General features: G+C 41.7%; 10 protein-coding genes. 5 read left to right on the top strand and 5 right to left on the bottom strand.

What is annotated here, in order from left to right; all coding sequences use genetic code 11:
- Window positions 1–286: 286 nt before the first annotated feature.
- The 3 genes from ACTUJY_RS17375 to ACTUJY_RS17365 are packed head-to-tail and all read right to left on the bottom strand — an operon-like array spanning window position 287 to window position 2,793.
- Window positions 287–937, bottom strand: a complete 651-nt coding sequence (locus ACTUJY_RS17375) for a flavin prenyltransferase UbiX (protein WP_463617394.1) — start codon at window positions 935–937, stop codon at window positions 287–289.
- Window positions 938–2,284 (bottom strand): UDP-N-acetylmuramate:L-alanyl-gamma-D-glutamyl-meso-diaminopimelate ligase, encoded by a 1,347-nt coding sequence (mpl, locus tag ACTUJY_RS17370; protein ID WP_463617393.1) that lies wholly within the window; start codon window positions 2,282–2,284, stop codon window positions 938–940.
- Window positions 2,281–2,793, bottom strand: coding sequence for a hypothetical protein (locus ACTUJY_RS17365; protein WP_463617392.1), 513 nt, complete (start codon window positions 2,791–2,793; stop codon window positions 2,281–2,283). Before ACTUJY_RS17365 ends, mpl begins: the two co-directional genes overlap by 4 nt.
- A 94-nt stretch (window positions 2,794–2,887) precedes the next feature.
- Here ACTUJY_RS17365 and ACTUJY_RS17360 point away from each other — a divergent pair, with 94 nt between their 5' ends.
- The 5 genes from ACTUJY_RS17360 to ACTUJY_RS17340 all read left to right on the top strand — a co-directional run bounded on the left by ACTUJY_RS17360 (window position 2,888) and on the right by ACTUJY_RS17340 (window position 7,689).
- A complete protein-coding gene (locus ACTUJY_RS17360; RefSeq protein WP_463617391.1) occupies window positions 2,888–4,159 on the top strand; it encodes a 6-phosphofructokinase in 1,272 nt (423 codons plus the stop codon).
- 263 nt (window positions 4,160–4,422) lie between these two features.
- The gene (locus ACTUJY_RS17355) at window positions 4,423–5,232 is read left to right on the top strand and encodes a hypothetical protein (protein WP_463617390.1); all 810 of its coding nucleotides are present in this window, start codon (window positions 4,423–4,425) and stop codon (window positions 5,230–5,232) included.
- A gap of 55 nt (window positions 5,233–5,287) precedes the next feature.
- Window positions 5,288–6,190, top strand: a complete 903-nt coding sequence (locus ACTUJY_RS17350) for a hypothetical protein (protein WP_463617389.1) — start codon at window positions 5,288–5,290, stop codon at window positions 6,188–6,190.
- 609 nt (window positions 6,191–6,799) lie between these two features.
- Entirely contained in the window at window positions 6,800–7,003 is a 204-nt protein-coding gene (locus ACTUJY_RS17345; protein ID WP_463617388.1) for a hypothetical protein, read from the top strand.
- Window positions 6,952–7,689 (top strand): IS110 family RNA-guided transposase, encoded by a 738-nt coding sequence (locus ACTUJY_RS17340; RefSeq protein ID WP_463617387.1) that lies wholly within the window; start codon window positions 6,952–6,954, stop codon window positions 7,687–7,689. The genes ACTUJY_RS17345 and ACTUJY_RS17340 overlap by 52 nt, the downstream gene beginning before the upstream one ends.
- 482 nt (window positions 7,690–8,171) lie before the next feature.
- Here the strand turns inward: ACTUJY_RS17340 and ACTUJY_RS17335 are convergent, their stop codons facing one another.
- Both ACTUJY_RS17335 and ACTUJY_RS17330 read right to left on the bottom strand, forming a co-directional pair.
- Window positions 8,172–8,744, bottom strand: coding sequence for a hypothetical protein (locus tag ACTUJY_RS17335; protein WP_463617386.1), 573 nt, complete (start codon window positions 8,742–8,744; stop codon window positions 8,172–8,174).
- Window positions 8,745–8,926: 182 nt separating this feature from the next.
- Window positions 8,927–10,300, bottom strand: coding sequence for an HD-GYP domain-containing protein (locus ACTUJY_RS17330; RefSeq protein WP_463617385.1), 1,374 nt, complete (start codon window positions 10,298–10,300; stop codon window positions 8,927–8,929).
- Window positions 10,301–10,463: the final 163 nt, after the last annotated feature.

Genomic DNA, 10,463 nt, shown 5'->3' with positions numbered 1-10,463 from the left:
GTTCTAAGTTCTAAGTTCTAAGTTCTAAGTTCTAAGTTCTAAGTTCTAAGTTCTAAGTTCTAAGTTCTAAGTTCTAAGTTCTAAGTTCTAAGTTCTAAGTTCTAAGTTCTAAGTTCTAAAAAGAGTGTTTTGGGCTAACCAGCATGTCAACTATGTTTCTGATTTACTTATCACTTATCACTTATCACTTATCACTTATCACTTATCACTTATCACTTATCACTTATCACTTATCACTTATTGCTTATCACTTATTGCTTAGTGCTTAGTGCTTAGTGCTTAGTACTTAGCGCTTAGAAGTCGGCCCCTTATATCCCCAGCGTTGCATCAATTGCTGATCCAAGCCTAAATGGTCAAGCACTCGCGCCACCATAAAATCAATTAAATCATCAATCGACTCCGGTTTATGATAAAACCCTGGAGCCAAGGGCATGATGGTAACACCGGCTTCCGACAGGTTGGTCATATTACGTAAATGAATGGTCGAAAAGGGTGTCTCACGCGGCATAAGTATCAGCTGACCACGTTCTTTAATGACGACATCGGCAGCGCGCTCCAATAAGTTATTACTCGCGCCCGTTGCTATGGCAGATAGCGTACCGGTACTGCATGGACATACAATCATCTGCTTTGGCGCTGCCGAGCCAGAAGCGACTGGCGACATCCAATTAAAGTTGGTGCAAATTTCTATTTCGCCGCTGTTTGATTTTTCCGCTAGCGTCTTTTCGCTAAGTAACTGTGCGGCTTTCGAACTGTTTTCTGGCATGCTCCAGTTCAATTCTGTCGCAAACACAACTCGCGCTGCGTCTGATAACAGAACGAATACTTTTTCATAGTGCAAACGCAACTGTTTTAACAGTTCAACAGCATAAACCGCGCCAGAAGCACCGGTAATGGCAAGTGTAATCTGTTTTTGTACCATAAGTTTCTCAGACATTTACGGGTTGCTCTTGGTATTGAGAACATTCAACAAACGGTCATAAATACCACCAAAAGCACCATTACTCATTAATAAAATATGACTTCCCGGTTTTGCCAATTTTACCAGTCGTTCAATCACCGCATCCACATTATCAAGAACCGTTAACGAATCATCCAATGCCCATTCAATGTGTTGCGGATCGTGTAAGATTTTTTCATCCGCCAAAGCCAACGCCGGTAATAACTTCTCTTTATGATAGCCCATGCGCATGGTATTGGATCGCACATCAACAACAGCAATTAACGGAGCATCACCAATGTTGTTGCGTAGCCCTTGCAAAGTCAGCTCTATCGCCGTCGGATGGTGGGCAAAATCATCGTAAACTCGAATGCCACTGACTTCACCTTTAAGCTCCATGCGTCGTTTCACATTTTTAAACTCAGCAAGCGCAGCAATCGCATCTGGAATTTGCACACCAACATGATGAGCAGCAGCAATGGCCGCAATCGCATTGTTGACATTGTGCAATCCAATTAAGGACCAATCGACTTGCCCCTGTAACTTTCCTTTGAAGTAAACATCAAACTGAGAACCATCCGCAACTTTCAAATCGTAGTGCCAATCGCCTTGTTCACCAAAACGTTGTTTTGGTGTCCAGCAACCACGAGTTAACACACGGTCTAAGGCTTCCGACTTATTAGGATGAATCACCAAACCGTTGTTCGGAATGGTGCGTACCAAATGATGAAACTGAGTTTCAATGGCGTTTAAATCATCGAATATATCAGCATGATCAAACTCCAAATTATTTAATATGGTCGTTCTTGCCCGATAGTGTACAAACTTGGATCGTTTATCAAAAAACGCCGTATCGTACTCATCGGCTTCGACTACGAAAAAAATGGAATCGGTTAAACGAGCCGATACCCCAAAATTTTCGGGCACACCGCCAATTAAGAATCCGGGGTTCATTTCTGCGTATTCCAGTATCCAGGCTACCATACTCGACGTGGTGGTTTTTCCGTGTGTCCCGGCAACGGCAATGACCCACTTGTCGTGCAAAATATTTTCGGCCAACCATTGTGGACCAGAACGATAGTTTAGCCCTCGCTCTAACATATACTCCACTTCTGGGTTGCCACGTGACATCGCATTACCGACTACCACGCAGTCGGGCTCCGGCTTTAGATTATCGGCGTTAAATCCTTCTATCAGGTGAATACCAGCTTGCTCCAGTTGCGTACTCATAGGTGGGTAACAGTTTTTATCGGATCCAGAAACACGAAACCCTTTTTGTTGCGCCAACTGTGCAATACCTCCCATGAAAGTACCGCAAATTGCAGAAATATGAATATGACTCACTCAATCGCTCCTGTGGCATAACCCATTGCAGCCGTAAGCATTACATTGGCTACCAATATAATGAGCACTAATGCAAACGATTTAAACCAGCTGATTTGCAGTGCTATTTTGTAAATGAAACCGCCCACCATCATTTTCCAGGCAAAGATCAGTTGAAACAATAATACCAGAAACAGATTTTCCTGAGAGGCATCAATCAAGTGCAACGCAATAAATAATGGTAAATACAAAATAATCTCGACGCCAAACAACGCCGTTAACCCTTGAACGGCACGATTCGAATACCCCAAAAGTTTAAAAGGTAACCAACGCAACAACAGAAATAACCCAATACTCAAATAGCGCAGGCTGTCATAGGCGTCATCGAGCGATTGCTGTTGTGCGAAATATTCCATTGTGACCAACAACAATACAATAATCACCAGGTTGCTGTAAGAATGTTTGAGTTCGCTTGGAGAACGCTTTAACCAGATAATTCCCCATAGTTTTACAATTTCATTAAATAGCACAAAAAGTCGTCGCTGTATGATTTATGATACGTACCGAATACTCTATAATAACGCCTTATAAACCTACCAGGCCAATAAAAACAGAGGATGCCCCATGGCTCGCGCGAAAAAATACAACGCATTTTACGCTCAATCCGGTGGAGTAACCGCCGTAATCAATGCTTCCGCCTGTGGAGTGATCGAAGCCGCTCGCGAACACAAAGATAAAATCGGTAAAGTATACGCCGGTCGCAATGGTATCATCGGCGCATTAACGGAAGATCTCATTGACACCAGCAAAGAATCCAAAAAAGATATCGCTGCGCTTCAGTACACACCGTCAGGTGCATTCGGCTCATGTCGTTACAAGCTTAAATCGTTAGAACAAAACCGCGCAGAATATGAACGACTCATCGAAGTATTCAAAGCACACAACATTCGCTACTTTTTCTACAACGGTGGTGGCGACTCTGCCGATACCTGCTTGAAAGTTTCTCAATTATCCGAACAGATGGGTTATCCGATACAAGCGATCCACATACCGAAAACCGTCGATAACGACCTACCCTTTACCGATAACTGTCCGGGTTTTGGATCGGTTGCCAAGTACATTGCTGTCTCTATTCGTGAAGCCGGTTTCGATGTTGCCTCAATGGCAAAAACGTCTACCAAAGTTTTTGTTATGGAAGTGATGGGACGTCATGCTGGCTGGATTGCCGCTGCTGGAGGTTTAGCCGCCGAGAATGAAGGCGACTCACCGCACATTATTTTGTTTCCCGAAATTCCATTTAACGAAGAGAAGTTTTTGAAACGCGTGGATCGTTGCGTAAAAAAATTCGGCTATTGCGCTATTGTGGTTTCCGAAGGTGCGCAATATAAAGATGGTACCTTTCTCGCCGATGCTGGTACAACCGATGCATTTGGTCATAAACAACTCGGCGGTGTCGCACCAATGATTGCTCAACGAGTTAAAGATAAACTGGGTTACAAATACCATTGGGCGGTCGCGGATTATCTGCAACGTGCAGCACGCCATATCGCATCCGCCACCGATGTGGAGCAAGCTTATGCCGTTGGTCGTGCCGCCGTAGAGTTCGCTTTACAAGGCAAAAACTCGGTTATGGTGACGATTGACCGCAAAAAAGGAAAACGTTACGGTTGGACTATTGGTGAAGCACCATTGGATAAAGTCGCCAATGTCGAAAAAATGATGCCTCGCAATTTTATTACCCGTGATGGCTTTCATATTACCGACGCTTGTCGCGAATACCTGTCACCTTTGATCAAAGGTGAATCCTACCCTCCGTATAAAAATGGACTACCTCAATACGTCACGCTAAAAAACGTTGCCGTTGAGAAAAAGCTAAAAAATAAGTTTTCAGTTTAGCGAGTACAGAACGCACACAGTACAACTTTGTACTGTGTGCTTTTCCATTGAAACTCTGCTGACGCCTAGTCTGATGCAATCATTGGCACTTCAACAATAGCCTCGCCGACCCGCCTTATTAACACGCCTTAACTTACTGAGCAGAACTGTGACAAACCTCACAGTTTCTACATCATTAGAGTATTTCTTTATTTCCTCGTGAATAAACCTCATTGCTGAGTCGTCACCCTAGTGAAATCACCGACAACAAAGAGGTAATCACAATGAACTCTAAATCTGAACTTTTAATGCTTATTGCAGCTTGCACTCTAGCTTCCAGCTCTGCACTTGCCGCTAAGGTTGATGCATCAGCGAATGCTAAAACCGAAGCTGAAGTTAATGTCGCTGTTAAAAACAAAGCACACGATGAAGCCAAGCCACAGCAAAACAGAGAGGGCGAAACTGAGCAAAAAAGTGATGACCAAACCACTCAAGGCAGCACTTCTGCGTCTGCTGATACTCGAGCATCGGTTAGTGTTCAACTTCATGGCAAAGCAGAAAATAGCAACGAAGAACCTGAAGAGCCAACCGAAGAAGAAATGGAAAGCGCTGGTAAGTTAGCGGTTAATCAGCTCACTCAAGTCGCTTCCGAAGTCGATGTTGAAACCACAAGCTCTGAACTATTCGCTTCTGGTGAAGCACTCGTTGATATGTCTTCCGAAGTCGCTACCGAAATGACCAGCGAAGCGGAATACCAAACTTCTGCAGCGATTGAATCATCACAGCAATTAGCTTCGGATGTTACAGCGCAGGTTGAAGCAACAGGCTCAGAAGCGATCGATGCCACATCGCAATTAGCCTCCGATGCATCAGCGACGGCTTCAGCAGCAATCGATACGACATCCAGTTTAAAGGGATCTGCGGAAGCGAGTAACCATAGCGAAGCTGCAGTAAACCAGGCAAATGCAATAAAAGGACAAGTGGCAGGTCAAGCCAATGCTTCGGTAGACAAAGCCGTTAAATCAGCTATCGAATCATCTGTGGATGCGACAATCAACTCTGCTTTGAAGCAAAGCCTGAATATTGACATTTAACCCAAGTTATATCGCCGGTGTTTTTGCACCGGCGCATTTATATGAGGAGTCGATCATGAAAAACCAATTATCATTATCAGTCATACTGGCATTAATAAGCATGCAACCCGCTTTTGCTGAAAACTATAAACTTAACGCTCAAATAGAAGCAGGACACCTTTCAGACAGTCACCTGAGTATCGATGACATTGATAGAAACACCGAACAAGGCGACAATGCCAGAACGTATCAATTAGGACTCTCCGGCGAGCTTATTCCTTTTGAAAACCTAACCATGAAAGGCAGCTACAGTTACTCAGATAAAGATTTTGAGCAACAGTCTAGCTACGATCAAAATTTAAGTTTTCTTAACCTAGAAGTGGCTTATGATTTTTCACCATTGACAATAGGGATAATGCGAAATTACGCCGACGCGGATTTAGCAAACGAAAGCTTTCTTGAATTAGAACAAAACTCGCTTTACATCTCTAAACTTATGTTTAATCAATTATTTGTTCGATTATCTAAAGAGCAACAAAAAAAGCGCTATGATACTTTAGTAGAGTACGATGCCAATACTGAAGGCTTTACTGGCGACCTATTCCTATTCAATCCGTCTGCCACTTCTTTTATTCAGTTTTCCTTCAATTCACGAGATGAAAATACGCAGGATGACGCCTTTGACTATACCGGTAAAAAATATTCCATTCGCCTCTCCAATCAATTTTCTTTATTTGACTTTGAAAACCAAGTACAACTTGGATGGCAAAAGCAGAAAAATGACTATAAGCATCCGCAAGAATTTTTAGCCGATACTCGAAAAGACGAAATCACTCAATTAGAGCTAAACTGGAAGTTTAATATTAGTGAAAACTTTGCACTGATCAGTAAAGCAGAGCGTAAAGAGCAACGCTCAAACCTTGAAGAACAAAACTACGATTCAGAACAATACTCACTGCTCATTAGAGTCGAGTTTTGATACGAAACACCCATTACTATAACGGGTAATGGGTGTAGTTTTTTGCTCGTTCAGTTTCAACTCCGCCTTTAGCCTCTTCAACATCATTTCACTTCAATTTGATATCTTTAGGCTTTGCAGGATGGATTAATTCCCATTCTATTTGCTACAATCGCGTTCTTCCGTAGTATGTGGTGGAGCGCAGCGTAACCCATCAATAAAAACAGCATTGACTCGATATAAACATCCAAATTTAATCATTTGAAAGAGATGGGTTAACACCCATCCTACAACTGCTAATTGCTACAAACGTGTTTTCCGTAAGATGTGGTGGAGCGCAGCGTAACCCATCAATAAAAACAGCATTGACTCAATATAAACATCCTTATTTAATCACTTGAAAGAGATGGGTTAACACCCATCCTACAACTGCTAATTGCTACAAACGTGTTTTCCGTAGGATGTGGTGGAGCGCAGCGTAACCCATCAATAAAAACAGCATTGACTCGATATAAACATCCAAATTTAATCACTTGAAAGAGATGGGTTAACACCCAATGGCATGGACTCCTCCCCACTCAAGTAAAATTTCGCTAAAGTGGGAGGCGACAAAACCAAAGGAGCCATACCATGAACAATAGTACAACAATTTGTATCGATTTAGCTAAAGGTGTTTTTCAAGTTGCGGTTTTCAATAAATTCGGAAAAGCCAAATCAAACCAAGAAGTATCCGCGAAGAAAATGTGCGCAATCATTGACAGCATCTCCATGCTGACATTTATATGGAAGCTTGTGGTTCTGCGCATTATTGGGCCAGGCGTTTTACAAAGTTAGGGCATAAGGTAGGTTTAATACCGCCCCATATTGCGGCTAAGTTTCGCACAGGAAATAAAAATGATCGAAATGATGCTATCGCCATATATGAAGCCAGCAAAAGCTCACGACTTCACTGTGTTCAAATCAGAACGTTAGAGCAGCAAGATATCGCCACATTGCATAAATATCGACAAGGTTACAAAAAGGAGCGCGACCAGACTGCCAATCGAATAAGAGGGTTTGCCAGAGAATATGGGGTTAATTTTCCGTTAGGGATTAATGCACTTCGCCAACAAGTACCGGAAGCGTTGGAAGACGCAAGTAATGAATTAACCGCTATCAGCCGAAAAATATTACTTGAACTGTTAGAACACCTTATTTATCAAATTGAACGATTTGATAAAGTGAGCAAAGAAATTGAAGCGTTGGCTAAGCAAATTGAACCATGTAAAAGACTGGTAATTATGCCTGGGATTGGTTGGCTGAGTGCTAGTATGTTGTACGCCAAGTTAGGTTCGGGCGATGGATTTCAATGTGGAAGAGATGCGAGCGCCAGCTTGGGTTTAATACCGGCACATAGTGGCAGTGGTGGTAAAGTGAAAATTGGTTCCATCACCAAACGCGGTGATGTTTACCTAAGAAGTTTGTTAATTAATGGAGCACGTTCTGCAGTGATCCATGTGAAAGATAAAAGCGACGGTTAGAGCTGTTGGATTAGGCAGTTATTAAGCATCAAAAGTTTTAATAAAACGGTCGTGGCTGTCGCCAACAAACTGGTCAGAATGGCACTCGCCATTCTGAAAAGTGGTGATGAATATCGTCAACCTGTCGCAAGGTAATGATGTATTCAATCAGAAAGTAAAAAATCAGTACTCACCTAAACAGTTAGCAGTAAACATTAAACGGAAATAACAGCAGCGAGCTAATCAGACAAAACCTGAGTAGGATGGTGGTTTTACAAAACCTCTGCACCCAATAAGGAGTCTGGTTTACGGCGAATGCCGTTTAGGCCAGGAGTCGCTCTCCATCAAAAGGCCGAATATACGACAGCTAACGCAGTCTGTGAAACGGGTAATGAAGAGAGCTAAATGCCATGAAGTACGAAAGATTTTTTAAATGAGAAGCCAGGGGAAAGCAATTTATATTGCAATCCCTGAGGAGTCCATATACATCCTACACTTGCTTACTAAAGTGAATAATCGTCTCCAACCGAAAGATCACTCCGCATTTCTTTAACCAAATTATCTTGCATTTTACTGAGGATCGGATGTAGTTCACTATAAATACTTGCTCCTATTTCTATAACCTCAGAAAGAGTCTTTGCAGAGAAAATAGCTTGATCAACCTCACACTTCTTCTTAATGTATTCATCGATTAACTCATATACGGAAGGTGAAAAATACAGTTTGTTTGTCGCATTTATCTCAGTAACTTTATTATAGGTAAAATTTATGTCCTGCATTCGTGCATTCAGATAGGGTTCGTCATATAAATCACGGCGCTGAACGCTGTAATTAAACTGGTTAACCGCAAGAAAGTATGCGTCAACAGCTATCAATAGCTGCTCATATCGCTCTCTCTTTATATCCCAAAGTTTTTCATTTTTGCTTTTTCTCAATTCTGCATTAAGTTTGACTTCGGTAGTCTTGTTAGTTCTCCACCAAGTGGCAAAAAACGTAATTACACCTACAGCTATTGGCCACAATACTGCGAACCACCCCACAATATTGCTGGGCACTTCACTAGATTCGACTGCCATTCTAACTAACCCCTCGAACCAAAATCAATTCTATCATTCATACTCAACAAAAATCACATTTCAAATTATATTAGATGAGTGACAATATTCGCTTGAAGATAAAATCCGGCTATTACACGCCACGCAAAATCGAATTTCACTCTCCTGCTTTACAAAATCAGATTCCAAACAATCATCTAATCTTAACATTCAGCCTCTACTCGGTACATCAACATCACTTTTTCCAACTTATCAATAAACTTACGATCAATTTCCTGAAGCACTTTTTGCTTTTCTTGAGCCTTCGTTTTAACCGTTAATTCATGAAACACCAACCAGAATCGACGGAAAGCAAAACTCAATTCGTATTGCAAAATATAGAGCTCAGCTATATCTTGCTCGTCTAGAGGATGACTCTCCATATCGTCCAGCCAATTGTTATATCCTTCATCAAAAATTCCAGCGCGTTGAACCGTTGTTAAAGTACACGTTCCTGCATGAATCACAACATTAATACTTTTCACACTGGGTAAAGTTTTCAGTACTTTTACCGCATTAATCATCAATAAATTAAGTTCAATTAAGCGGTGATTTTGCTTAGGCAATTTAGCTAGCACGTCCACCACTTTTTTTTCATTAATTCGAAGTTGTTCAGGACGTTTCGCATGTATAATAACGCCGTAAGCCGCTTGATAAATCTTCATAAAACGCGTTGCGTTGTTTACTCGAATGTAAGGGATCGCATTATTCAGGCTTTGATTTTTTGTAAATGGGCATTTTCTTATACCGTACAGCTTATCCGCCAACCCAACGAGCTGCCCGGACAAACTTAAATCGTCGCCGTACAAATGGTGTGGAAAGCCCGTTCCATCGCAACGCTCGTGATGCTCTTCTACTCCTTTTAATACGTCTTCAGAAAACATGCCAGTATTTGCTAAAATTAATTTCCCAATCCTACCGTGACTGTTTTTCGCTCGTTGCTGCTCTTCGGTAAGTCCTTCATATTTCTCTACAATGCTATGTTCAATATGAAGCAACCCTAAATCGTGAAACAATCCGACATAAAAAGCATCAAGAACGGTTTCGAAAGGCTCTTCTGCTTTGGTAGCAATTACCGGCCCTAACCAGGCACAAAACAACGAGCGTTGATAAATATTGGGAAACCGCTCTTTTAGAACCGTTAATTTTTGCATGACCACACGAGGTAAATCACGAAAAGTGCATAAGTGATATAACGTTCCGGAAAACTCCATACGCAAATGAATGATGGCTAAATCTGAGTTAGTACTGATAAATTGATCAAAGTCTTCAACCAGGCTTTGTTTATTCAAACACTGTGCGACAGACACCACTTCATCCAATGGTTGACTCACACGGTGCTCAAGCAATTGGTCTCTGATTTTTCTTGATATGAGCGTACCTCTTGGAACCAATAAGGCACCTTGCTGATTGAAAATATCTTGATGCGCAACCACTTGTTGGGAATCGGCAACGCTGTTTAAATGTTCCAAATAGCAAGCACTTTCCTGTGACATTTTTTCTGAGTCTGACTGACTAACATCCACTTGTTGATTCATGTTGATTTAAAGGATCCTGTATTAAGTCGGTATCCTTTTGAGTCTGGAACAGAGGTTGACGTTTTGCAAACCAAGTTAAACCGACGCTTCAATAAACCTCAAAAAGCGATTTACTTGAAAGCGAAAGTTATAAATATTTCAAACCCTGATAATAGAGAGCCAC

It is taken from the genome of Pleionea sp. WD8-19, assembly GCF_055326765.1.
The sequence above is the reverse complement of the archived record's forward strand: the minus strand, read 5'-3'. Positions and strand labels throughout refer to the sequence as shown.

What these genes read in the sequence shown, in the direction of transcription:
- ACTUJY_RS17330 (WP_463617385.1), bottom strand. Translation starts at nt 10,300, where the DNA reads ATGAATCAACAAGTGGATGTTAGTCAGTCAGACTCAGAAAAAATGTCA.
- ACTUJY_RS17340 (WP_463617387.1), top strand. Translation starts at nt 6,952, where the DNA reads ATGGAAGCTTGTGGTTCTGCGCATTATTGGGCCAGGCGTTTTACAAAG.
- ACTUJY_RS17350 (WP_463617389.1), top strand. Translation starts at nt 5,288, where the DNA reads ATGAAAAACCAATTATCATTATCAGTCATACTGGCATTAATAAGCATG.
- ACTUJY_RS17355 (WP_463617390.1), top strand. Translation starts at nt 4,423, where the DNA reads ATGAACTCTAAATCTGAACTTTTAATGCTTATTGCAGCTTGCACTCTA.
- ACTUJY_RS17375 (WP_463617394.1), bottom strand. Translation starts at nt 937, where the DNA reads ATGTCTGAGAAACTTATGGTACAAAAACAGATTACACTTGCCATTACC.
- ACTUJY_RS17335 (WP_463617386.1), bottom strand. Translation starts at nt 8,744, where the DNA reads ATGGCAGTCGAATCTAGTGAAGTGCCCAGCAATATTGTGGGGTGGTTC.
- ACTUJY_RS17360 (WP_463617391.1), top strand. Translation starts at nt 2,888, where the DNA reads ATGGCTCGCGCGAAAAAATACAACGCATTTTACGCTCAATCCGGTGGA.
- ACTUJY_RS17345 (WP_463617388.1), top strand. Translation starts at nt 6,800, where the DNA reads ATGAACAATAGTACAACAATTTGTATCGATTTAGCTAAAGGTGTTTTT.